This window comes from Pseudomonas palleroniana (assembly GCF_003031675.1).
Taxonomy (GTDB): domain Bacteria; phylum Pseudomonadota; class Gammaproteobacteria; order Pseudomonadales; family Pseudomonadaceae; genus Aquipseudomonas; species Aquipseudomonas palleroniana.
The window spans coordinates 19,890-44,985 of record NZ_PYWX01000064.1 but is presented as its reverse complement, the minus strand read 5'-3'; the positions used below and the strand labels follow the sequence as shown (position 1 = coordinate 44,985).

At 61.8% G+C, this 25,096-nt stretch carries 15 protein-coding genes; 5 read left to right on the top strand and 10 right to left on the bottom strand.

Annotated features, from left to right (window positions below; all coding sequences use genetic code 11):
• Positions 1-28 precede the first annotated feature (28 nt).
• Genes glgB through C9383_RS22220 form a run of 3 tightly spaced genes read right to left on the bottom strand, consistent with a single transcriptional unit; the run spans position 29 to position 7,652 of the window.
• Positions 29-2,266: a 1,4-alpha-glucan branching protein GlgB gene (gene glgB / locus C9383_RS22230; protein ID WP_090371364.1), complete on the bottom strand. Its 2,238-nt coding sequence runs from the start codon at positions 2,264-2,266 to the stop codon at positions 29-31.
• A complete protein-coding gene (gene treS / locus C9383_RS22225) occupies positions 2,263-5,616 on the bottom strand; it encodes a maltose alpha-D-glucosyltransferase (protein ID WP_090371366.1) in 3,354 nt (1,117 codons plus the stop codon). Before treS ends, glgB begins: the two co-directional genes overlap by 4 nt.
• Before the next feature lie 47 nt (positions 5,617-5,663).
• Positions 5,664-7,652 carry an alpha-1,4-glucan--maltose-1-phosphate maltosyltransferase gene (locus tag C9383_RS22220; RefSeq protein ID WP_090371368.1) on the bottom strand — a complete coding sequence of 663 codons (1,989 nt, stop codon included), beginning with the start codon at positions 7,650-7,652 and terminating at the stop codon, positions 5,664-5,666.
• 208 nt (positions 7,653-7,860) lie between these two features.
• On the opposite strand from C9383_RS22220, the gene C9383_RS28225 reads away from it, so the two are divergent.
• Positions 7,861-8,037, top strand: coding sequence for a hypothetical protein (locus C9383_RS28225; protein WP_162843534.1), 177 nt, complete (start codon positions 7,861-7,863; stop codon positions 8,035-8,037).
• Here the strand turns inward: C9383_RS28225 and C9383_RS22215 are convergent.
• Positions 8,015-8,509: an MgtC/SapB family protein gene (locus C9383_RS22215; RefSeq protein ID WP_090371370.1), complete on the bottom strand. Its 495-nt coding sequence runs from the start codon at positions 8,507-8,509 to the stop codon at positions 8,015-8,017. The genes C9383_RS28225 and C9383_RS22215 overlap by 23 nt on opposite strands.
• Before the next feature lie 123 nt (positions 8,510-8,632).
• On the opposite strand from C9383_RS22215, the gene C9383_RS22210 reads away from it, so the two are divergent.
• From C9383_RS22210 to C9383_RS22190, 4 genes are all read left to right on the top strand, one after another.
• The gene (locus C9383_RS22210) at positions 8,633-8,872 is read left to right on the top strand and encodes a DUF3203 family protein (protein ID WP_090371374.1); all 240 of its coding nucleotides are present in this window, start codon (positions 8,633-8,635) and stop codon (positions 8,870-8,872) included.
• A 184-nt stretch (positions 8,873-9,056) separates the two neighbouring features.
• The gene (gene ccoG, locus C9383_RS22205) at positions 9,057-10,466 is read left to right on the top strand and encodes a cytochrome c oxidase accessory protein CcoG (RefSeq protein ID WP_060757041.1); all 1,410 of its coding nucleotides are present in this window, start codon (positions 9,057-9,059) and stop codon (positions 10,464-10,466) included.
• Positions 10,467-10,938: 472 nt separating this feature from the next.
• The gene (gene mapR, locus C9383_RS22195; protein WP_090371376.1) at positions 10,939-12,348 is read left to right on the top strand and encodes a GntR family transcriptional regulator MpaR; all 1,410 of its coding nucleotides are present in this window, start codon (positions 10,939-10,941) and stop codon (positions 12,346-12,348) included.
• A gap of 93 nt (positions 12,349-12,441) precedes the next feature.
• Positions 12,442-12,906, top strand: a complete 465-nt coding sequence (locus C9383_RS22190) for a hypothetical protein (RefSeq protein WP_235863271.1) — start codon at positions 12,442-12,444, stop codon at positions 12,904-12,906.
• Between the two features lie 12 nt (positions 12,907-12,918).
• Here the strand turns inward: C9383_RS22190 and C9383_RS22185 are convergent, their stop codons facing one another.
• The 6 genes from C9383_RS22185 to C9383_RS22155 all read right to left on the bottom strand — a co-directional run bounded on the left by C9383_RS22185 (position 12,919) and on the right by C9383_RS22155 (position 25,084).
• Positions 12,919-13,665 carry an SDR family oxidoreductase gene (locus tag C9383_RS22185; protein ID WP_060757043.1) on the bottom strand — a complete coding sequence of 249 codons (747 nt, stop codon included), beginning with the start codon at positions 13,663-13,665 and terminating at the stop codon, positions 12,919-12,921.
• 53 nt (positions 13,666-13,718) lie between these two features.
• The gene (locus C9383_RS22180; RefSeq protein WP_090371382.1) at positions 13,719-15,815 is read right to left on the bottom strand and encodes a putative bifunctional diguanylate cyclase/phosphodiesterase; all 2,097 of its coding nucleotides are present in this window, start codon (positions 15,813-15,815) and stop codon (positions 13,719-13,721) included.
• A 287-nt stretch (positions 15,816-16,102) separates the two neighbouring features.
• Positions 16,103-17,578, bottom strand: coding sequence for an efflux transporter outer membrane subunit (locus C9383_RS22170; protein WP_090371384.1), 1,476 nt, complete (start codon positions 17,576-17,578; stop codon positions 16,103-16,105).
• Entirely contained in the window at positions 17,575-20,682 is a 3,108-nt protein-coding gene (locus tag C9383_RS22165) for an efflux RND transporter permease subunit (RefSeq protein ID WP_060757046.1), read from the bottom strand. The genes C9383_RS22170 and C9383_RS22165 overlap by 4 nt, the downstream gene beginning before the upstream one ends.
• Positions 20,679-23,780, bottom strand: a complete 3,102-nt coding sequence (locus C9383_RS22160; RefSeq protein WP_090371387.1) for an MdtB/MuxB family multidrug efflux RND transporter permease subunit — start codon at positions 23,778-23,780, stop codon at positions 20,679-20,681. Before C9383_RS22160 ends, C9383_RS22165 begins: the two co-directional genes overlap by 4 nt.
• Positions 23,777-25,084, bottom strand: a complete 1,308-nt coding sequence (locus tag C9383_RS22155; RefSeq protein WP_090371390.1) for an MdtA/MuxA family multidrug efflux RND transporter periplasmic adaptor subunit — start codon at positions 25,082-25,084, stop codon at positions 23,777-23,779. Before C9383_RS22155 ends, C9383_RS22160 begins: the two co-directional genes overlap by 4 nt.
• Positions 25,085-25,096: the final 12 nt, after the last annotated feature.

Sequence of the window (25,096 nt, the reverse complement as noted above, 5' to 3'; positions counted from 1 at the left end):
GACAACCGTCTCTCCGATGCCAGAGCCCTCAAAGCCCTTCAGGACGCAAAATCAACACCCCCAGCGGCGGCAAATTCAACGACAGCGACACCGGTTGCCCATGGCGTGGTTCCTCCTGGGTGAACACGGCGCCCCCATTGCCATAGTTGGAGCCGGCGTAGGTGTCGGCGTCACTGTTGATCACCTCGCTCCAACGCCCGGCAAACGGTACGCCAACGCTATAAGCTTCGCGCGGCACGGGGGTGAAGTTAGCAACTACCAGAACCGGCCGGCCCTCCTTGCTCCAGCGCAGCCAGGCATAGACGCTGTTGATCGCGTCGTCGCCGATCAGCCACTGGAAGCCCTGGGGTACATCGTCCTGTTCGTGCAGCGCCGGCTCCTCGCGGTACAGTCGGTTCAGGTCACCCACCAGCTTCTGCACACCTTTGTGCTCGGCGTACTGCAACAAGTACCAGTCCAGTTGCTGGTCGTGGTTCCACTCGCGCCACTGGCCGAACTCGCAGCCCATGAACAGCAGTTTCTTGCCCGGGTGCATCCACATGAAACTCAGGTAGGCCCGCAGGTTGGCGAACTTCTGCCAGCGATCACCGGGCATCTTGTCGATCAGCGAGTGTTTACCGTGCACCACTTCGTCGTGGGAGATCGGCAGGATAAAGCGCTCGGACCAGGCATACACCAGGCCGAAACTCAGTTCGTTGTGATGGTGAGCGCGGTACACCGGGTCTTGCTGGATGTAATGCAGCGAATCGTGCATCCAGCCCATGTTCCATTTGTAGCTGAAACCCAGGCCGCCCTGTTGGGTGGGCTGGCTGACGCCCGGCCAAGCGGTGGACTCCTCGGCGATCACCAGCGCCCCTGGCGCCTCCAGTGCGACCACATCGTTCAAGTGGCGCAGGAAGTCGATGGCTTCCAGGTTCTCCCGACCGCCGTGGCGGTTGGGCACCCATTCGCCGGCCTTGCGGGAATAGTCGCGGTACAGCATCGACGCCACCGCATCCACTCGCAGCCCATCGACGTGAAAGTGCTTGAGCCAGTGCAAGGCCGAAGCCAGCATGAAGCCATGGACCTCGGTACGCCCCAGGTTGTAGATCAGGGTGTCCCAGTCCTGGTGGAAGCCTTCCAGGGGGTTGGCGTATTCGTACAGCGCCGTGCCGTCGAATTGCGCCAAGCCATGGGCATCGGTAGGAAAATGCGCCGGCACCCAATCCAGGATCACCCCGATATCCGCCTGGTGCAGGGCATTGACGAAATAGCCGAAATCCTCCGGCGAACCGAATCGGGCGCTCGGTGCGAACTGCGACAACGCCTGATAGCCCCACGAGCCGCCGAACGGATGCTCCATGATCGGCATCAACTCGACATGGGTGAAGCCCAGTGACTGCACATAGGGAATCAACCGCTCGGCCAGTTCACGCCAGCCGTATTGGCGGGCTACTTCGCCCGCCTCGTCCAGCTCGCATTGCCAGGAGCCCACATGCAGCTCGTAGATCGACAACGGGGCGCTGCTCTTCTGCCGTTCGCTGCGTGACTGCATCCACGCCTGGTCCTGCCAGTCCACCTGCAAGGGGGCCGCGACTTTGGATGCCGTGTCCGGCGGCAGCTGGGTGGCCAGGGCCATGGGGTCGGCCTTGAGCGGCAGAATCCCGTGGGCGCCGAGTATCTCGAACTTGTACGCCGCGCCCGGTTGCAGGCGTGGAATAAAGATTTCCCATACGCCCGAAGGATGGCGCAGGCGCATCGGGTGGCGACGGCCGTCCCAGATGTTGAAATCGCCCACCACCGATACGCGCCGTGCATTCGGTGCCCACACGGCAAAACGCACGCCCTGCACACCATCGACCGTGGTCACCTGGGCGCCCAGGCAACTGCCCAGGTCACGATGATTGCCTTCGGCAAACAGGTACAGGTCCATTTCCCCGAGGAGCAACTGGCTGAAACTGTAAGGGTCTTCGGTGATCTGTTCACCACCGGCCCAGTGGATTTTCAGCAGATAGGCCTGGCGCGTGCCGAACTGCCCGACAAACAGCCCCGGCACCTGGGTTTGATCCAGGCTGCCGATCGGCTCGCCGCTATCACGGCTGAGTACCTGGACACTCAGGGCCTGCGGCAAAAATGCGCGGATGAATTGGCCACCTTGTTCGTCATCGTGCGGCCCCAGGATCGAGAACGGGTCCGGGTGCTCGGCGCGCACCAGCGCTTCGACGTCCCTGGACGCCGGCATTGCAGTCAACTTGGGCTGCAGCGGTTCTTTGTGCGTATAACTCATGACATCTCTCCACCGCGTGCATTTTTCGATATAGGTACAAGCCCATTGAGCAAGCTGTGCAGCCCCTGCAAGGGCACCGGCAACCAGCTCGGGCGGTTTTCCGCTTCGTAGGCTACTTCGTACGCGGCCTTCTCCAGGCTGAACAACGTCAGCGCTGCATCCTGGCCACCGGCATCCTGCCAGTCATGCGCCAGTGTAGACGTCGCCACCTGATAAGCCTCGGTGAACGCTTGCCTGGCCTCCTTGAGGTAGCGATCGGTCACGCGTTTGCGCGCCTGCTCGGCTTCAGGCGAGTTATCCACGCCTTGCCCCTGCACATTCAGGGCCATCGCCGCCGCGTAATCAAAGGAGCGCAACACGCCGCTCACATCTTTGTAGGGGCTGTGCTTGCCACGCCGTTCATGCAACGGCCGCGCGGGTTCCCCTTCAAAATCGATCAGGAACGCATCCCCCTTGACCACAAGCACCTGGCCCAGATGCAAATCGCCATGCACGCGAATCCGCAGCCCGCCCGCCGTGGCTCTCGCCAGCGCCTGGACATGCCCGGCAATGGCTTTTTTCTGCGCCAGCAGTTCACTGACCAACGCCTGGTCGGCGGGGTTCAACTGTTGTTGATGAAGCTTGAGCAATTGCAGCGCACGCTCGATTTGTGCGCCGACATCCTTGGCCCAGGCCTGGGTGTGCTTGAGCGTGGTGGCTTCAGGCTTGAAGTCTGGGTTGGCGGTCGGCTTGGCCAGTACCTGGTGCATTTCACCCAGGCGTTGCCCCAGCAAACCGGCGAAGTCCTTGAGTTCGCCGAGGGCATTGTAATGCTGCTCCTGTTCGGACACGGCCTGCGCCAGCTCATCGCGAAGCGCCCGCTCCAGGTTGTTTTGCGTCCAGGCCCAGGCATCGCCCTGGTTACTCAAATAGCCTTGGGCGATCATCAACAGGTTGTCCTGGCCTTGGCTATCGCGGCGGATCACCGAGCCCAACAGCGGCGAGATATTGGGGTAGTTGGCGGCGGTCAGGTAAGCACTCATCTCCAGTTCCGGGTGCACGCCGCTGCTGACCTTGCGGATCAGCTTGAGTACCAGGTGTTCACCCACCACCACCGAGCTGTTGGACTGCTCGGCCGAGAGATAGCGCACCTCGGCGCTCTCCGTCAGCCCCAGGCTGCCCAGATGCTCGGTGGCTTCGAACCGCAGATCGCCTTCTGCGGTATTCAGCACCGAACCGGCCTGCAACCCCTGGATCACGGCGCGCACAAAGTGCTCAAGGCTGAACGCGTCGGTCACCAGCCCAACCTGACGCGCCCGGCGTACGCGGGCCATGGCCAGTTGCTGGGGCAAGGCGCTGGTGAACTGGTCTTCGGGCAAGAAGCCGAACGGCAACTGGTAACGGCTGACCTGGCCGCCACTGGTCACGTCGATTTCGCTGAGGAGTACAGGGTGCGCGGGATCGCCGAAACGTACGCCATAGGCAATATGCACACGGTCGATGGTCGCGTCCTTGCCGGCGAACCAACGCCGCTTGGGCAACCAAGTCGGCAGCGCGGTCTGTTCCAGGGTGGTGCGACACGGTTCTTCGAGTAATTCTTCCATGCGTTTTTTCAGTACCAGGGTGGTGAAGTCGGGCATGCTTTGCGCAGGTTCCACATGCCAACTGGGCATCTGGTTCTGCGCCGCCAGCACGAACCAATAGAAACCATAGGGCGCCAAGGTCAGCAGGAAATGCAGTTGGCCGATGGGCGGGAACGCGTTGCCCCCGAGCATCTCCACCGGCACCATGCCGGCGAACGCCGACAGGTCCAGCTCGGCGGCCTGGGCGCTGCGTGACACGTTGGCCACACACAGGATGATTTCGGTACTTCCGTCTTCCCCCGTGTATTCGCGGGTGTAAGCCAGAATGCGGCGGTTGCTCGGCGAGAGCATTTTCAAGCTACCCCGGCCGAACGCCTTGGACTGCTTGCGCACCGCCAACATGCGCCGGGTCCAGTTCAGCAATGAATGCGGGTCTTGGGTCTGGGTTTCGACGTTGACCGAGAGGTAGCCGTATTGCGGGTCCATGATCGGCGGCAACACCAGGCTGGCCGGGTCGGCACGCGAGAACCCGCCGTTACGGTCGATGGACCACTGCATGGGCGTACGCACCCCGTCGCGGTCGCCGAGGTAGATATTGTCACCCATACCAATTTCGTCGCCGTAATACAGGGTCGGCGTGCCGGGCATCGACAGCAGCAGGCTGTTGAGCAACTCGATCCGGCGGCGGTCGCGCTCCATCAGCGGCGCCAGGCGCCGACGGATCCCCAGGTTGATCCGTGCACGACGGTCGGCCGCGTAGTAATTCCACAGATAGTCACGCTCTTTGTCGGTGACCATTTCCAGGGTCAGCTCATCATGATTGCGCAGGAAAATCGCCCATTGGCAATTGGCGGGGATCTCCGGGGTCTGGCGCAGAATATCGGTGATGGGGAAACGGTCTTCCTGGGCCAGTGCCATGTACATGCGCGGCATCAGTGGGAAGTGAAAGGCCATATGGCATTCATCGCCGTCATCGCCCGTTTGTTCGCCGAAGTAAAGCTGCGTGTCTTCCGGCCACTGGTTGGCCTCCGCCAGCAGCATGCGGTCAGGGTAATGGGCGTCGATTTCCGCACGGATCTGCTTGAGCACCGCGTGGGTTTCGGGGAGGTTCTCATTGTTGGTGCCATCACGCTCGATCAGGTAGGGAATGGCGTCCAAGCGCAAGCCATCGATACCCATGTCGAGCCAGTACCGCATCACCGACAGCACCGCCTTCATGACTTGCGGGTTATCGAAGTTCAGGTCGGGCTGATGGGAGTAAAAACGGTGCCAGAAATACTGGCCGGCGACCGGGTCCCAGGTCCAGTTGGACTTTTCGGTGTCGAGGAAAATGATCCGGGTGCCATCGTATTTCTGGTCGTCGTCGGACCACACATAGAAATCCCGCGCCGCCGAACCCGGCTTGGCCTTGCGCGCGCGCTGGAACCAGGGGTGCTGGTCGGAGGTGTGGTTGATCACCAGCTCGGTGATGACCCGCAACCCGCGTTGATGCGCTTGAGCGATAAAACGCTTGGCGTCGGCCAGGGTGCCGTAGTCACTGTGCACGCCTTGGTACTCGGCGATATCGTAGCCGTCGTCGCGGCGTGGCGAGGGGTAGAACGGCAGCAGCCAGATCGTGTTGACGCCCAGGTCGGCGATGTAGTCAAGCTTGTCGATCAGCCCGGCAAAGTCGCCGATGCCGTCGTTATTGGCGTCGAAAAAGGATTTGACGTGAACCTGATAGATCACCGCGTCCTTGTACCACAGTGGGTCTTTGATGAACGTCGCGGAACTGGGTCTCTTCGCCATTGGAAACTCCTGAATAGGCTATTTGTGCAGGCCGGATCCCACAGGACTCAAGCAACGCTGATGCGCCAGATGCCGAACGGCATATGCGGTTCAAGCCGCGTCCACTGGGTCTTGCCATACCAGGTCCAGCGATGGCCGCTCATCAGGTCTTCGCCCTGGGTCTGGGCGTCGTCCGGCAGGCCCAGCTCCCACAACGGCAGTTCGAAGTGCGCTTCCTGGGCGTTATAGGGGTCAAGGTTGACCGCGACCAGGATGAAGTTGTCGCCCTCCTCAGTGCGCTTGCCGAAGTAGAGGATGTTGTCGTTCCAGGCGTTGTACAGCTTCAACCCCAAGTGCGTATGCAATGCCGGGTTCTGGCGACGGATGCGGTTGAGCTGGGCGATCTCGGCGATGATGTTGCCGGGCGCGGTGAAGTCCCGTGGGCGGATCTCGTACTTCTCGGAGTCCAGGTATTCTTCCTTGCCCGGCACCGGCGCGGCTTCACACAGCTCAAAGCCCGAATACATGCCCCACAACCCCGAGCCCATGGTGGCCAGCGCGGCGCGGATCAAAAAGCCGGGGCGGCCGGACTCATGCAGGAAGCCGGGGTTGATGTCAGGCGTGTTGACGAAGAAGTTCGGCCGATAGCACTCGCGCCATGGCGATTGACCCAACTGCGTGAAGTATTCGCTCAGCTCGGCCTTGGTATTACGCCATGTGAAATAGGTATAGCTCTGGGAATAACCGACCTTGCCCAGGCGCGCCATCATCGCCGGCGTGGTGAACGCTTCAGCCAGGAAGATCACCTCGGGGTACTGGGCGCGCACGTCGCTGATCAACCATTGCCAGAACGGCAGCGGCTTGGTGTGCGGGTTATCCACGCGAAAGGTCTTCACGCCCTCTTCCACCCAGCCCACGACAATGTCGCGCAGCTCGGTCCAGAGGCTAGGGATCGCATCGGCGGCATAGAAGTCGACGTTAACGATGTCCTGGTATTTTTTCGGTGGGTTCTCGGCATATTTGATCGTGCCGTCCGGGCGCCAGTTGAACCAGCCCGGGTGCTGCTTGAGCCACGGATGGTCCTGGGAGCACTGGATGGCGAAGTCCAGCGCAATCTCCAGCCCATGCTCGGCAGCTGCCTGGACCAGGCGGCGGAAGTCGTCGCGGCTGCCCAATTGCGGGTGAATCGCCTCGTGGCCGCCGTCTTCGCTGCCAATCGCGTAGGGGCTGCCAGGGTCATCGGGGCCTGCCGTCAACGCGTTGTTCCGACCCTTGCGGTGGCTGCGACCAATCGGGTGAATCGGCGGGAAGTACAGCACGTCAAAGCCCATGTCCTGGATCATCGCCAGGCGTGAGTGCACATCGTTGAAGGTGCCGTGACGCGCGGGGTCGTCGGTGATCGAGCGGGGAAACAGCTCGTACCAGCTGGCGAACTGCGCGCGCTCGCGCTCCACGTCGATCGGATAGATCTTACTGATGCTCAGGTAGGCACGATGGTCGGCCTGGGTCATCAGGTGTGCACTGTCTTCGTGCAGGAACTGCGCGACCTGCTCGGTTTCCAGCAAGCCGGAGAGTTCGTGATGCAGCAGCATCAAGCGGTCGCGCAGCTCATTGTCACTGCGTTCGGCGGCCTGCAGCACCAGGCTGCGGCCCTCCTGCAACTCGAGGCTGACCGGCACCCCGGCCTCATGCTTCTTGCGCAGCTCATAGCAAAAGCTGGCGAAGGTATCGATCCAGGCTTCGATGCAAAATTCGTGGGGGCCTTGGGTCGTGACGGTGAACGCGCCTTCCCAGCCGTTGTTGCCGACATCCGTCATCACCACGCTGTGCCAACTCTGCTCATCCAGGGCGCGCCAGCGGATCAGCACCGCAAGCTGGTCATGGCCGTCGGCAAACACCTTGCTGGTGACGTTGACGCGCTGCCCGACCACGGCTTTCACGGCAAACTCGCCGCCGTCGATCACAGGTGTGGTGCTCTCAATCGCGATCCGGGGCAATAACAGCGCCTGGGACAGCGGTAATCGGGAATCTTCTGGAGCCTGTGTTTCAGCAGTCATCGAGCCTCTCCCCCTAACGCCCTGTGGACGCGCTTGTGTGCTTGATCCTAATGGCCAGACGCCCAGTGCTCAGCCTGGATCGGGCCGTCATAGGTCCGAGCCTGGGCCTGGGTTAAAAGTTCAGGCGGATATGCCGCCATCGGGCGGGGAATCAATTCGCCCGGGTGGCTGTCCACCGATAGAGCAAAGCACAAAGGAGGCCACACCGATGACTATCCCGATCCCAGCGCAAACCCCGGACCCGAATATCGACAAACCGACGCTTCCACCGACAGAGCCGGAGCCGATCCCGGAGAAAGAACCACCGGAAACCCAGCCGCCGCCGGTGGAAGAACCGCCGACCACCATGCCGCCGGTAATCGTCAGTCCTTCTCCAACAGCTTGACGATCCGCGGCATGATGCTGAACACCGCCAGGGCCAACAGCGTACTGAGCACCGCCGTGGACTCACGCCCCATCCCCGCCGCCACGCCAATCGCGGCGGTCATCCACAGGCCCGCGGCGGTGGTCAGCCCTTTGACGTGCTGGCCCTCCTCATCTTCCTTGCCCTTGAGGATGGTGCCGGCCCCCAGAAAGCCAATCCCCGCAATGACCCCCTGCAGTACCCGGCTCATGGCGTCCGCCTGGCTCCCGGACATCTGCGGCACCAGCACGAACAAGGCCGCGCCCAAGGCCACCAGCATATGAGTGCGGACCCCGGCCGCCTTGCCTTTTTGTTCCCGTTCAAAGCCGAGGATGCCCCCCAGGATCGCGGCAATCACCAGCCGTACAGTGACTTGGGTGAGCTGCCTGGCATCGCCGATATCGGCGAACTCGGCCAACAGGGTGCGCCACACTTCGTGCAACCACGTGTCCATTAAGCTTGTCCTTTTTTTATGATGGTTACCGGATGGACAGCAGCGACCGCCAGTCAGTTGCCTTGAACCCCAGGCAAACCGCGAGTCCTAAAAGTCATCCGGGGTAATCAAAAGGAAATCAGCATGCCCGTCCGTATCGAACACCAGACCTGTTACTTCAAGATCGACGAAAGCGGCCAGGAGCAACGTCTCGACGCCACCGACGTGACCGTGAGCACAGACAGCGCAAAGTCCATGTCCTATGTGCAACTCGATGACCGGCGCCTCTACATCACCGAAGCTGAGGCGGATGCCTTGACCGTTGCAGGCGCCCAGGATGGTCGCAAGCATGTGAAGGCGACGGATGATGATTCGGTGATTTGACTGATCTGTATCCAGCTGGGCTGAATCACCGCTGCACTGTGCATGACACCGGGTGCTGCAGATTGTCGCAGGCGTTGCGTCACAGCCCATCTGATCCGCTTTTTATCGCCATAGCTGAGTCTGTTATGCAAACAGCGCCACGCGCATAGTCATTGGCCTGATGGAGGCTGATGAGCGAACGACCATGAGCGAAAGAATCCCTACCGTGGAAACCTTTGAGCCCATCCACCCAAAGAAGGTGAAGGCCAAATCCAGCGACAACCTGATCCATACCCGCAGCTTCACCGGCCTGTTCCGCACCTTGCGCATGGCCGGTGCGGGCTTTCTGTTCCTGGCGTTTTTCGGCACCGTGTGGCTGAACTGGGGCGGGCGCCAGGCGGTGCTGTGGGACTTGGCGGAGAGTAAATTCCACATTTTTGGTGCGACCTTCTGGCCCCAGGACTTCATCCTGCTGTCGGCGTTGCTGATCATCTGCGCCTTTGGGCTGTTTGCCATCACCGTATTCGCCGGTCGTGTGTGGTGCGGCTATACCTGCCCACAGAGTTCGTTCACCTGGCTGTTCATGTGGTGCGAGAAGGTCACCGAAGGCGAACGCAACCAGCGCATCAAGCTGCAGGCGGCGCCCTGGAGTCTCAACAAACTGGCGCGGCGCTCGGCCAAGCACACCTTATGGCTGGGCATCAGTGTGCTGACCGGGTTGACCTTTGTCGGCTATTTCACACCGATCCGCCCCCTGGCCGCCGAACTGCTGAGTCTGCAGATGGGCGGGGTCAGTCTGTTCTGGGTGTTGTTCTTTACCGGCGCGACCTACCTCAACGCGGGCTGGCTGCGCGAAGCGGTGTGCATGCACATGTGCCCCTATGCGCGGTTCCAGAGTGTGATGTTCGATAAGGACACCCTGACCATTTCCTACGATGCGGCCCGTGGCGAACACCGTGGCCCGCGCAAACGCGAGGTCAAACCCTCCGACGTCGGGCTGGGCGATTGCATCGACTGCCAGCTGTGCGTACAGGTCTGCCCCACCGGCATCGACATCCGCGACGGCTTGCAAATGGAATGCATCGGCTGCGCGGCGTGCATCGACGCCTGCGACTCGATCATGGACAAAATGGGCTATGCCCGTGGCCTGGTCAGCTACACCTCTGAACATCAACTGCAAGGCGGCAAAACCCACCTGCTCAGGCCGCGCCTGATCGGCTACAGTGCCGTGCTGCTGGTGATGATCGCCGCACTGGTGGTGGCCCTGGTGGGGCGGCCGATGGTGTCGCTGGACGTCACCAAGGACCGTGGCATGTTCCGCGAGAACAGCCAGGGCTTGATCGAGAACATCTACAGCCTCAAGGTCATCAACAAGACCCAACAGCGCCAGGACTACCGCCTGGAACTGGAAGACGCCGCAGGCTTCCAGCTGCAAGGCAAGACCGAGATCAGCCTGGCACCGGGGGAAATCAGCGATATACCGGTGTCGGTGGTCCTGCTGGCGGACAAACCGACCACCAGCTCGCAGACCCTGCGCTTCAAGGTGACGGACATCGACGAGCCCTGGATCCATAGCGCCGCCGATAGCCGCTTTGTGGCGCCGATGAACCGATGAAAACCCAGTGTTGAAACGATGGCACTGACTGCTGCGCTTTTGATCTGCTTTTGATCTGCTTTTGATCTTGATCTTAGGCGCCCCGTTAAACCACGCTGGCCGAACACAGGCTTGAATCCGTGGGTAACCCGGCAGGACGCCGGGTTAGCCGCCCCGCGCCATGGATGGCGCGTGGCGGCGGCCCACGGATTCAAGCCTGTGTTCGGGCACACCGAGCCTGAGCGAGGTGCCGAGTGGTGGGGCAAAGCGTTTTTGGTTACTTTTGGCGCTCTTCCAAAAGTGACCCGCCGTAAGGGCGGAACCAAAAGCCGCCGTTACCGCAGCAATGGATATGTACACGACCCACATCCCGGTCGGCTGACAGACCGCCACGGGAGCAAGCTCCCTCGCCACAGGTTTCAACTTGGCACCGGGAGCAAGCCCCCTCCCACACTTTTAGCCGTGTTCATTCTAAAAAATCACCAAGGCCCCCATGAAACGCTACGAAAAATTCGCCGACGACATCGCAGAACTGATCCGCACCGGCGTCCTCGGCCCCGGCCAGCGCGTCCCATCGGTGCGCTATGCCAGCCAGACCTACGGCGTCAGCCCATCCACCGTGTTCCAGGCCTACTACCTGTTGGAGCGCCGCGGGCTGATCCGCGCACGGCCGCGTTCGGGCTACTTCGTCAACACCCATGCCCCCCGCCCGTTTTCCGAACCGGTCGTGAGCGAACACGTGCACGAGTCCACCGAAGTGGATGTGAGCGAACTGGTATTTTCGGTACTCGACTCCATCAAGGACCCGAATACCGTGCCCTTCGGCTCGGCCTTCCCCAGCCCCATGCTGTTCCCATTGCCACGCCTGGCGCGCTCCCTGACCAGCGCCAGCCGTGCGATGGACCCGCGCCTGGTGGTCACCGACATGTCGCCGGGCAACCCGCAACTGCGTCGGCAAATTGCCCTGCGCTACATGGTCGGCGGCCTGATGCTGCCTATGGAGGAGTTGCTGATCACCAACGGCGCCCTCGAAGCCCTGAACCTCTGCCTGCAAGCCGTGACCGAACCGGGCGACCTGGTAGCCATCGAGGCGCCCGCGTTCTATGCCTGCCTGCAAGTGCTGGAACGCTTGAAACTCAAGGCCGTGGAAATCCCCGTGCACCCGCGTGACGGCATCGACCTCAATGCCTTGTCACAAACCCTTGAGCGCTACCCGATCAAAGCCTGCTGGACCATGACCAGCTTTCAGAACCCCATGGGCGCGACACTGCCGCAAGCCAAGAAACAGGCGTTGGTGGAACTGTTGCGCAGCCACCAGGTGCCGTTGATCGAAGACGATGTCTACGCCGAGTTGTACTACGGGCAACAGCCGCCCAAACCGGCGAAAGCCTTCGACAGCGAAGGCTTGGTGATGCACTGCGGCTCGTTTGCCAAGAGCCTGGCGCCGGGCTACCGCGTCGGCTGGGTGGCGGCCGGGCGCTTTGCACAGAAGGTCGAGCGCTTGAAGCTGATGACCTCGCTGTGCCCCTCCATGCCGGCGCAGGCGGCGATTGCCGACTACCTGCAACACGGCGGCTATGACCGGCACTTACGTAAATTGCGCTACGCCCTGGAAGAACAGCAGAGTGCCATGCTGGCCGCCATCGCCCGTTACTTCCCCGCACAGACGCGGGTCAGCCAACCGGCCGGCGGGTATTTCCTGTGGCTGGAACTGCCGGAGCAGACCGATTCGCTCAAGCTGTTCCAGATGGCCTTGGCCCAAGGCATCAGCATCGCGCCGGGGCCGATTTTTTCGGCAACCCAGCGCTTCAGAAATTGTATCCGCTTGAATTACGGCAGCCCCTGGACCGAGGCTTCAGAGAAGGCCATGGAGACGTTGGGAAAGATTGTGCGGTCGTTTTGAACGGGAACCACATTGCGAAATGAACCACATAAGGAAGCACGCCCATCCCACATCAAAGGGTGGGCAATCCTTCACTGAAAGCTGAGACTTCCCATGACTGTTTCTTCTCCTACCTACCTCAGGTCACTTCCGATTCCTCCCAACTACATGCGCGCAGAGGAACAGAAACAAGTCCGTGAAATGAACGGCCCGATGGGACGCCCCGACGGTGATCATCGCTCGGCGGACACAATCATCGATCGCAGTCCTGTACTGAGGAACTTTCTGGACAACCGCGACAATTATCACTTGCTCGATGACCTGAAACAGCAGGTCGGCGACTGGACAGCCGCCAACACCGATCCTGAGGCCAGAGCTAACGCGGCGTACGACCTGGACAAGGTATTGCGGTTCATCGATAACCTGGACGACCGCCAACTGAACAAAAGCCATAGCCGCAACGGGCAGATTGATGGCTTTTCCAGCAATGGCTTCAATACCGTGGATAACTCGGAAGCCAGCGTACTGAAAGAGTTTTCCACCAAAGGCTATTCAGCATTGAAGTCTTTGCACTCCTGAGGTTGAGCGGCCTTACCGGCCACCGCCTAAATCGAGAAACGTACCGGTGGTGTAGGACGCTTTATCCGACAAAAGCCAGATAATCGCCTCCGCCACCTCATCCGGGCGCCCGCCACGGGCCATCGGGATACCGGACTCCAGCTTGCTGACGCGGTCCGGGTCGCCACTGAGGGCATGGAAGTCAGTGAAAATGTAGCCGGGGCGCACCGCATTGACGCGAATGCCCTCGCCCGCCACTTCCTTTGACAGGCCAATGGTGAAGGTATCCAGAGCGCCCTTGGACGCCGCATAGTCGACATACTCACCCGGTGAACCCAGCCGCGCCGCCACCGACGACACGTTGACGATACTGCCGCCCTGCCCTCCGTGCCTTGGCGACATGCGCAGCAGCGCGTGCTTGGCACACAGGATCGGGCCCAGCACGTTGGTTTTCATGATTTTCAGGATACGGAATTCGGACATCTCATCGACCCGCGACTTGTGCCCCACCGTACCGGCGTTGTTGACCAGCGCGGTGACACGGCCCAGCTCGGTATCCACGCGATGAAACAGCGCGATCACCTCATCTTCAATGCTGACATCCGCCCGCACGGCGATCGCCTGCGCCCCTAGCGCGCGGACCTGTTCCAGCACGCGCAGGGCCGCGGCTTCATCCGACTGATAGTTGATGCAGATGCGATAACCCTGCCGGGCAGCCAGCAGTGCCGTCTCGGCGCCAATCCCTCGGCTACCTCCGGTGATAATGACGACTTTATCCATGGGTGCTGCCTCCTGATTCAACCAAACGTTTAGGGTTGAATCCAGAATACCTGTCACACCTCGTTCTTGTCAGGCGCTGCCGCGTCTTCGGCACGCCGGATATCCGCCATGAACCTGTCGGCGGGTAACGGGTGGCCCAAAAAGTAGCCCTGCAGAGCGTTGCAGCCCAGGCGCGTCAGAAAGCTTTGCTGAACATCCGTTTCCACGCCTTCGGCAACGATGCGCAAGCCCAGGGCCTGACCCAGCGCGACGATCGCCGAAACGATCGCCGCATCGTCGCTGTCGTGTTCCAGGTCACGCACGAACCCCCGGTCGATCTTCAACTCGTTGGCCGGCAGGCGCTTGAGGTACATCAGGCTGGAATAGCCGGTGCCGAAGTCATCGATGGACAGGTCGACGCCCATGTCCGAGAGCTGCTGCAATACCGCCATACTGGCATCGGCGTCGCTCATCGCGGTGGTCTCGGTGATTTCCAGGGTCAGGCTGTTGGCCGGCAATTGGTGACGGGCCAGGGCGGCGGCCACACTCTTGACCAACCCGGCATGGCAGAACTGCAATGCGGACAGGTTCACCGCGATCCGCCAATCCTGATAGCCCTCGGCGCGCCAGAGGGCCATCTGCCGACAGGCTTCATTGAGCACCCAGTCACCGATGGCAATGATCAAGCCGGTCTTTTCCGCCAATTCGATAAAGGTGGCGGGCAACAACAAGCCCTGTTGCGGATGCTCCCAACGCAGCAAGGCTTCGGCACCCACCGCCCGACCACTGAGCGCATCGAATTTGGGCTGGTAATGCAGGCGCAACTGCTGCTGTTCGATTGCGTTGCGCAAGTCCTGCAACAACTGCAGTTGTTTGCGCGCATTGGTGTTCATCGAGACATCGAAGAAGCTGTAGCCATTCTTGCCCATGCCCTTGGCGTGATACATAGCGGCATCGGCGTTCATCAACAGGTCTTCGGGGCTATTGCCATTGCCCGGGAACAACGCGATACCGACGCTGGCGGAGATCTGCAGGTCATGCTCGGCCACCCTGAACGTGCGGTTGATCAGGTCGACCTGGCGCGCGGCCAGGCTCATGGCGTCGTCCGGTTGCATCAGTTGCACCAGCAGCACGAACTCATCGCCACCGATACGGGCCAGGGTGTCCTGGCTGCGCAGGTCTTCGCGCAAGCGTACACCCACTTCGCGCAGCAACTGGTCACCCATGTGGTGGCCGAAGGCATCGTTGACCGGTTTGAAACCGTCCAGGTCGATAAACATCAATGCGAAGCAGCCACCCTGCTCGTTCACCGTCTGCATCGCTTGCTGGATGCGGTCGGAAAGCAACATGCGGTTGGGCAACCCGGTGAGCATGTCGTGCAAGGCCAGGTGGGTCAGTTCCTGGTTGGCCAGCGTCAGGGAGTCGGCCAGCACGGCGGTACGCGCCTCCAGTCGAGCATCCAGCAAGGAGGTCAACAACGCAATGATCAGTACCGAGAGGCTGGTGACCAGCACCAGATTATCCAGGCCTTTGCCACTCAGCCCCGACAATGCGGCGCCGCAATAACTGTCTTCGGCAAACTGGGCGGCCGCCATTCCGGTGTAGTGCATGCCGACGATGGCCACCCCCATGACCACTGCCGCGCCTGCGCGGGCCAAGCGGACATACGGCGTATTACGCCGCAGGTTGAAGGCGATCCACAACGCAGCGCCCGAGGCCACCACGGCGATCAGCAAAGATGCGCCAAACAGGCTGGGGTCGTAGTCGATGCCCGGGGTCATGCGCATCGCCGCCATCCCGGTGTAGTGCATGCTGCTGATACCCGCGCCCATCACCAACGCACCGAACCCCAGTTGCCAAACAGGCAGGCGTTGCTGGCTGACCAGCCACAGGGCAAAGCCGCTGGACAAGACCGCAATCAGCAACGATAGCGCGGTGATCTCGACGTCGAATCCCAATGCAAACGGCAGGCGCAAAGCCAGCATGCCGATAAAGTGCATGGACCACACCCCCACGCCCATCGCCAATGCGCCGCCGGTCATCCATAAATACACCGCACGACCCTGGGTGGTCGCGATGCGGCCGGCCATGTCCAGCGCGGTATAGGACGCCAGGATCGCCACGAACAGGGAAATCACCACCAGAGAGGGAGAATAACTACCGATGAGCATGGGTTTTCTCAGAACCGACGGGGCTGAAAAAAACCCGTACCAGATGGAAAAGGCGGCGATTGTAGCGAGAAAAATTATCGGCGGCTCGCTTAATCGTCAAAATGCCACTAGTGGCATTTGCCCCTGTAGGCGCGAGCTTGCTCGCGAAGAATTCACAGGCACCGCGTTCATTCAGGCAACACGCGTTATCGTTGAGGTTTTTCGCGAGCAAGCTCGCTTCTACATTCCAGTCGCTCCAAAAAGCCGGCCGCCGGGGCCCCGGCACCGCAACAACGGTTCGCCCCCTATCAGTCCTTGCCCTCTGCCGACGTATGCCCATCCCATCCCCCGCCCAACGCCGCTATCAACTGCACACTCGCCACCAGCCGAGTCTGCAGCAAGGTCAACACGGTGCGTTCATTACTCAAGGCTGTCGCCTGCACCGTGACCACATCCAGATAACCAATCAGCCCCGCCTTGTACTGGTTCTCGGTCAAGCGCAGCGATTCGCGGGCCGATTGCAGCGCTTCGTTGCTGACTACCGCCTCATCTTCCAGCACCTTCAACTGCACCATGTAGTTTTCAACTTCACGGAAACCATCGAGCACCGTCTGGCGATACTTGGCCACGGTCTCATCATAAGAGGCCATGGTACGGTCGACTTCCGCCGAGCGCTGGCCGCCATCCAACAGAGTCATGGCCAGTTTCGGCCCCACCGACCAGAAGCGGTTCGGCAGGCTGATCCAGTCAGCATAGGTGCTGCTGGAATAACCGCCCGCCAGACTTAACGTCAAATCCGGGTAATAAGCGGCTTTGGCCACACCGATATTGGCGTTGGCAGCGATTACCGAACGTTCGGCGGAGGCAATGTCCGGGCGACGCTCAAGCAACTGTGAAGGCACGCTGACCGGCACCTGCGGCAGCGTCGGAATGCTCTTGCTCACCGCCAGGTTGAAGTTGGCCGGAGCTTCGCCGATCAATACGGCGATGGCATTTTCCAGCTGCGCGCGCTGCCAGATCAGATCGATCAGGCTGGCCTGGGTGGTCTTGAGCTGGGTTTGCGCCTGGGCGATGGCCGCCTTGTCCGACACACCGGCGCGGTATTGGTTTTCGGTCATTTTCAGCGAGCGCTGGTAAGTCTCCAGCGTGGCTTGCAACAGGCGGGTCTGTTCATCCATGACGCGCAGTTGCAGGTAGTCCTGCACCAGCTCTGACTGCTGGCTCAAACGCATCGCCGCCAGGTCCGCCGAGCTGGCCTCGGCGGTGGCTTCGTTGGCCTCCAGGCCACGGCGCAGCTTGCCCCACACATCCGCCTCCCAGCTCACCCCCAGTTGGGCGTTGAGGGTGTCGCGGATGCCGCTGCTGGAGCTGCTGAGGCTGGCGCTGCTGCTGCCGGTGCCCTGGCTGGCGCGGGTTTTCCCGACGCTCAAGTCAACCGTGGGGAAAAACGCCCCACGGGCGCTGCGCACCTGGGCCTGGGCCTGGCGAAAGCGCGCTTCGGCCTGGGCCACGGTCTGGTTGGAATTATTCAGGCGTTCCACCAGTTCATTCAGTTGGCGATCACCGTACAACTCCCACCAGGCCCCACGGGCCAGGGCGTCGCTGGGGGTCGCCTGGCGCCAGCCCTGGGCTTGCTTGAATTGCGCGGGCTCGGCAACGTCCGGGCGCTTGTAGTCCGGGCCGATGGCACAGGCGCTGAGCAAAGCGCCGCAGAGCACCAGGCCGGCCAGGCGGGAACCACGGGGCATGCTCATGGCCAATTGGGCAAAGGTTGAATCGGTCATAGCGCAGTGTCCAAGGCAGCATCGGTACGCACGCCGCGCCAGGCGTTGAAACGGTGGCGCGCGCGGTCGAGATAGAGGTAGACCACCGGAGTGGTGTAAAGGGTCAGGATCTGGCTGAACACCAGCCCGCCGATGATCGTCAGGCCCAGAGGCTGGCGCATTTCCGCACCATCGCCGGCGCCGAGCAGCAACGGCAAGGCACCGAGGATGGCGGCCAGCGTGGTCATCAGGATCGGCCGCAGGCGCAACAGGCAGGCGCTGCGAATCGATTCCAGCGGGCTCATGCCGTCATGACGTTCCAGTTGCAGGGCCAGGTCGATCATCAGGATCGCGTTTTTCTTCACCACCCCGATCAACAGGAACAGCCCCAGCAAGGAGATCAGGCTGAACTCGCCGCCCAGCAGGTAGATGGAGAGCAATGCGCCCACCCCCGCCGACGGCAAGGTCGACAGGATCGTCAGAGGGTGAATGTAGCTTTCATACAGAATGCCCAACACCAGGTACACCGCCACCAACGCGCCGAGGATCATGAACGGCTGGCCCTTCTGGGTCGCCGCAAACGCATCGGCCGTGCCGGCCATCTTGGCGATCACATCTTCCGGCAAACCGACCTTGGCCACCGCTCGTTCGATGGCGGCAGTGCCCTGCTCCACCGTCACGCCAGGCGCCAGGTCGAAGGCGATGTTTTCCGAGGCGAACTGGCCCTCGTGCCGCACGGTATCGGCGGCCAGGCTGTTTTCGTAATGAGCGATGGTGGACAACGGCACCCGCGCACCCGTGGAGGTGATCACCTGCATCTGATTGAGGGTGATCGGGTCCTGGGCATATTTCGGGTTGACCTCCATCACCACCTGATACTGGTTGAGGCTGTCGTAGATGGTGGAAATCTGCCGCTGGCTGTAAGCGTTATTCAGCACCGCCGTGACCATGCTCATGTCGATGCCCAGGCGCTTGGCCTGGTCGCGGTCGACGATCAATGTCACCTGTGCGGCGCCACGGCCTTCACGGGCGTCGATGGCCGTCAGTTCCGGCAGTGAGTGGAACGCCGCCACCACTTTCGGAAACCACGTGCGCAACGCGGCCAGATCCCCGCTTTGCAGGATGTAGGAATACTGCGCACTGCTCTGGTCACGGCTGCCGCCAAATTGCAGGTCCTGGTCGGCCATCAGGAACAGGCGCCCGCCCGGCACCAACGGTACATCCTTGCGCAAACGCTCGATGACCGCCTGGGCCGAGATCTTGCGCTCGGCAATGGGCTTGAGGCGCACCAGCATCACCGCGTTATTGGTACCGTTGTTGCCGCCGATAAACCCGGCCACGCTGAGCACGGCCGGGTCCTTGAGGATGGCCTTGCGGAAGGTTTCCATCTTCGGCTGCATCACGCCGAACGAAAGCCCGTCGTCACCGCGCACAAACCCGATCAACTGGCCGGTGTCCTGCTGCGGCATGAAGGTCTTGGGCACGACCACGTACAGCGCAATGTTGACCCCCACGGTGATCAACAGGCTCAGCAGTGTGAGGCGCCGATGACGCAACACCCAGTCCAGGCTGGTGGCATACGCCGCGACCATGCGGTCGTTGACCCGCTGGCTCCAGCGCTGCAAACCGGTCATGTGCCCTTTGACATGGGGCTTGAGCCAACGGGCGCAGAGCATCGGGGTCAAGGTCAGCGACACAACCAGCGAGACGATGATCGCCGAGGACAAGGTGATGGAAAACTCACGGAACAGGCTGGTGACGATACCGCCCATAAACAGGATGGACAGGAACACCGCCACCAGCGACACGTTCATCGACAATAACGTAAAGCCGACTTCCTGGGCGCCCAGGTAGGCCGCCTTCATCGGCGGCACGCCGTCGTCGATATGCCGGGAGATGTTCTCCAGCACCACAATGGCATCGTCCACCACCAGCCCGGTGGCCAGGATCAACGCCATCAGCGAGAAATTGTTCAGCGAAAAGCCGAACAGGTACATCACCGCAAAGGTCCCCACCAACGACACCGGCACCGCCAGGGTCGGGATCAGCGAGGCGCGGAAGTTACCCAGGAACAGGTACACCACCAGCACCACCAGGGCCACCGCAATCAGCAAGGTCATCTCGGCTTCATGCAGGGTGGCGGTGATCACCGGCGAGCGGTCCATGGCCAGGTTGAGCTTGACGCTGGACGGCAGCACCGCTTGCAAGGCCGGCAACTGGGCCTTGATCTGGCGCACCGTCTCGATGATGTTCGCGCCGGACTGGCGGTTGATCACCAACAGCACCGCCGCATCATTGTTGAAGAAGCCGCTGTTGTAGCGGTCTTCCACGCCATCGCTGATCTTGGCCACATCGCCCAGGCGCAAGGCAGCACCGTTCTGGTAGCGGATCAGCAGCGGTTCGTAGTCCTTGGCCTTTTCCAACTGGTCGTTGGCCTGGATCTGCCAGTTGCGTTCGCTGTCTTCCAGGGAGCCCTTGGGCCGGCGCTGGTTGGCATTGGCGATGGTGTTGCGCACGTCATCCAGGGCCACGCCATACTGGTCGAGGGCCTTGGGCTCAAGCTCGATACGCACCGCAGGCAGGGAGCTGCCACCGATCTGCACTTCGCCCACACCCGGCACCTGGGACAGGCTCTGGGACAGGATGGTCGAAGCCAGGTCGTACAGCTCGCCCTTTTGCAGCACATCGGAGGTCAGCGACAGCACCATGATCGGTGCCTGCGACGGGTTGATCTTCTTGTAGGTCGGCATGCTGCGCATGCCGCTGGGCAGCAGATTGCGCGAGGCGTTGATCGCCGCCTGGACTTCCCGTGCGGCGCCGTTGATATCACGCCCGGAGTCGAATGCGAGGATCACCCGCGTAGAGCCCTGGCTCGACGAACTGCTCATGGTGGTAATGCCGGCAATCGCGCCGAACGAACGCTCCAGCGGCGTCGCCACGGTCGATGCCATCACCTCGGGGCTGGCACCGGGCAAGCTGGCCGACACCACGATCACCGGGAAATCGATCTGCGGCAGCGGCGACACCGGTAACAGGTTGAAACTCACGCCGCCCAGCAACAGGATCGCCAGGCTCAGCAGCATGGTAGCGACCGGCCTGAGGATGAAAGGTCCGGACAGGTTCATGACTCAACCGGCTCCAGGCTTTGCGGCTCTTTGCGCCAACGACGGCCAAGGCGGTCGAAGTACAGGTAGATCACCGGCGTGGTGAACAGGGTCAGGACCTGGCTCACCAGCAAACCACCGACCATCACCAGCCCGAGCGGCTGGCGCAACTCCGCACCGGAGCCGGTGGCCAGCATCAGCGGCACCGCGCCGAACAACGCGGCCAGGGTGGTCATCAGGATCGGCCGGAAACGCAAGAGCGCCGCCTGATAGATCGCCGTCTGCGGGTCCAGGCCCTGGTTGCGTTCGGCGTCGAGGGCGAAGTCGATCATCATGATCGCGTTCTTTTTCACGATACCGATCAGCAGGATGATGCCGATGATCGCGATCATGCCCAGGTCATTGCCGCTGAGCAGCAACGCCAGCAAAGCCCCCACGGCGGCGGACGGCAAGGTCGACAGGATGGTGATCGGGTGAATGTAGCTCTCGTACAGCACGCCCAGCACGATATACATGGTGACCACCGCCGCCAGGATCAGCAGCAAGGTGCTCGACAGTGACGCTTCGAAGGCCTGGGCCGCCCCCTGGAACTGGGTCTGCACGCCGATCGGCATGCCGATGTCCTTCTGGGTCTGGTTGATCAGCTCCACGCCTTTGCCCAACGCGACGCCAGGGGCCAGGTTGAACGACATCATCACCGCCGGGAACTGGCCGATGTGGGCAATCGCCAGTTGGGCCTGGCGCTGTTCCACATGGGCCAGGCTCGACAGCCGCACCTGGCCGCCGTCGGTGGTTTTCACGTGGATCTGGTTCAGCGCCGCCGGGCCCAGGGTTTCACCGGACTGGGCCTGCAAGACCACGCGGTATTGGCTGGCCTGGGTGTAGATGGTGGAGATCTGCCGCTGGCCGAACGCATCGTAGAGCGCATCGGTGATGGTCGACACGCTGACGCCCAGGCGCGAGGCCGCATCGCGGTCGATCACCAGGAACACCTGCAAACCCTTGTCCTGCAGGTCACTGGCGACGTCGGTAAGCTCCGGCAGCTGGCTGAGAGCGTGCACCAGTTTGTCACTCCACAGCGCCAGCAGCTCGGCGTCCGGTGAGGACATGCTGAACTGGTATTGCGTGCGGCTGACGCGGTCTTCGATAGTCAGATCCTGCACCGGCTGCATGAAGAGGCGGATCCCCACCAGCTTGTCGATTTGCGGTTGCAGGCGGGTAATCACCTGGGCCGCGCTCAAGTTGCGCTGCCCATGGGGCTTGAGGTTGATCAGCAAGCGGCCGCTGTTGAGGGTGGCGTTGTCGCCATCTACGCCAATGTAGGACGACAGGCTTTGCACCGCCGGGTCAGCCAGGATGATCTTGGCCAACTCCTGCTGGCGCTGGCTCATGGCCGCAAAGGAAATCGACTGCGGCGCCTCGGAAATCCCCTGGATCACGCCGGTGTCCTGCACCGGGAAGAAACCCTTGGGCACCACCAGGTACAGGAATACCGTCAAGCCCAGGGTGGCGACGGCCACCAGCAAGGTCAGCGGTTGATGCTTGAGCACCCACTGCAATTTGCGCCCATAGGCTTCGATCAGCCAGTCGATCCAGGCGCCGCTGGCCTTGTAGAAGCGGCCCTGCTCGGCTTCCTTGGGTTCGCGCTTGAGCAGACGTGCGCACATCATCGGCGTGAGGGTCAGGGACACCACCAGGGAAATCAGGATCGCCACCGCCAGGGTAATGGCGAATTCACGGAACAGCCGCCCGACCACATCGGCCATGAACAGCAGCGGAATCAGTACCGCGATCAGCGACAGGGTCAGGGAGACCAGGGTGAAGCCGATCTGCTTGGCGCCCTTGAGTGCCGCCGCCAGTGGCGTCTCGCCCTCCTCGATATAACGCGAAATGTTCTCCAGCATCACGATCGCATCATCCACCACGAAACCGGTGGCGATGGTCAGGGCCATCAGCGTCAGGTTGTTGATGGAGAAACCCGCCAGGTACATCACGCCAAAGGTGCCGACCAGCGACAGCGGCACGGCGATCGACGGAATGATCGTGGCGCTGAAACGACGCAGGAACAGGAAGGTCACCATTACCACCAAGGCAATGGCGATGAGCAGTTCATGTTGCACGTCGGTGACGGAGGCACGGATGGTCTGGGTGCGGTCGGTCAGCACCGTCACATCGAGGCCGGCCGGCAGGTTGTCGGTGATGCTCGGCAACAGCGCCTTGATGCGGTCCACCACTTCGATCACGTTGGCGCCCGGCTGGCGCTGGATATTCAACAGCACGGCCTGGTTTTCGTTGGCCCAGGCGGCCAGACGCTCGTTTTCGGCGCCGTCGACGATCTGTGCCACGTCTTTCAGGCGCAGCGGCGCGCCCTTGTTGTAGGCCAGGATCAGTTCGGCATATTGCTGCGGTGAGACCAACTGGTCGTTGGCGTCGAGCATCGACACACGGGTCGGCCCGTCGAAGTTACCCTTGGGCTGGTTGACGTTGGACGCGGCGATCAGGGTGCGCACGTCCGACAGGTTCAACCCGTTGGCCGCCAGCGCTTCAGGGTTGACCTTGATGCGCACGGCCTGGCGCTGGCCACCGGCGATGCTGACCATGCCGACGCCGCTGATCTGCGCGATTTTCTGCGCCATGCGTGTATCGACCAGGTCATTGAGCTTGGGCAGCAACATGGTCTTGGAGGTGATGGCCAGGGTCAGTACCGGAGTGTCCGCCGGGTTGACCTTGTTGTACACCGGCGGTGCCGGCAGATCCTTGGGCAGCAGGTTGGTGGCGGCGTTGATCGCGGCCTGTACCTGCTGCTCGGCGACATCCATATTGATGTCGAGGTTGAAACGCAGGGTCAGCACCGACGCGCCGCCGGAGCTGGTGGATGCCATTTGGGTCAGGCCGGGCATCTGGCCGAACTGGCGCTCCAGGGGCGCGGTGACGGCGCTGGTCATCACGTCCGGGCTGGCGCCGGGGTACAGGGTCATCACCCGGATGGTCGGGTAGTCCACCTGGGGCAGTGCCGATACCGGCAGCAAGCGATAAGCGATGATGCCGGCCAGGACAATGGCCAGCATGCTCAGGGTGGTGGCGACCGGGCGAAGGATAAACAGCCGCGACAGGTTCATGAACCGACCTTTTGCGCCTTGCCGGCGTCAGCACCGGTCTTCTCTTTTGCCGCGGGTTTGCCTTGCAGGTGCTCGGTCGGGGTGGTCGGCACTTCGCTACTGTCGTTGACCACTTCGATTTCGCTGCCATCCTTCAAGCGGTCGGTGCCTTCCAGCACCACACGGTCACCGGCGACCAGACCTTCCTTGATCACCGTGTTGTCGCCATCGGAATCACCGACCACCAACGGCTGCATCTTGACCTTCTTGTCGCCGTCGAGCTTGTAGACAAAGGTGCCGTTATTGCCGAACTGGATCGCGGCGGACGGTGCCAACACCACATTGTGCAGGGTGTCGGCCAGCAGGTGCACATTGACGAACTGGTTGGGGAACAGCGCCTGATCCTTGTTATCGAAGCGCGCCTTGAACTTCAGGGTGCCGGTGGTGACGTCGATCTGGTTGTCGAGGCTCTGCAACACACCGACGGCCTGTTTCTTTACGTCGCCACGGTCCCAGGCTTCCACGGGCAACTTGTTGCCGGCGTGAAAGCGGGCGAGCACGGTGTCGAGGGTGTTTTCCGGCAGGGTGAAGACCACGCTGATCGGCTGGGTTTGAGTGATCACTGCAAGGAAGGTGGTGTCATTGGCGGACACCAGGTTGCCCACGTCGACCTGACGCAAGCCCACTCGCCCACTGATGGGGGCGCGGATCTTGGTGAATTCGAGGTTGAGTTTGGCGTCGTCTACCGCGCCCTGGTTGGTCTTGACCGTGCCCTGGTATTGCAGGACCAGCGCTTCGGCAGTGTCCAGGGTTTGCTTGGCAATACTGTCCTGGGCATACAAGTCGCGATAACGCTGCACATCGACCTGGGCGTTTTTCAACTGGGCCTGGTTCTGCAACAGCGTGCCCTGGGCCTGGAGCAAGGCGTTCTGGTAACTGCGCGGGTCGATTTCCGCCAAAAGGTCGCCGGCCTTGACCATCTGCCCTTCTTCAAAGGCGATCTTCACCAACTCACCGCCCACCCGGCTGCGTACATTGATGGTATTGAGGGCGGTGACCGTGCCCAATGCCTTGTAGTACACCGGGAACTCCCCTTGCACCGCCGGTGCCACGCGCACCGGGATCGGGCCGGTGGAGCCGCCAAAGCCCGGCCGCATCATCCCCGACTTGCCGGCGCGGCCTTCCGACTTCGGTGCGGCGGCGTCCTTGTGGCTGCTGCCAGGCCAGAACTTCCAGCACAGGCCGGCGATGACCAGCAGCACAAACAGGCCGAACAACCAACGGCGGGACTTACGGGGGGAGGATTGCATGGATTGATCAACCATTGGGCGCGAGAG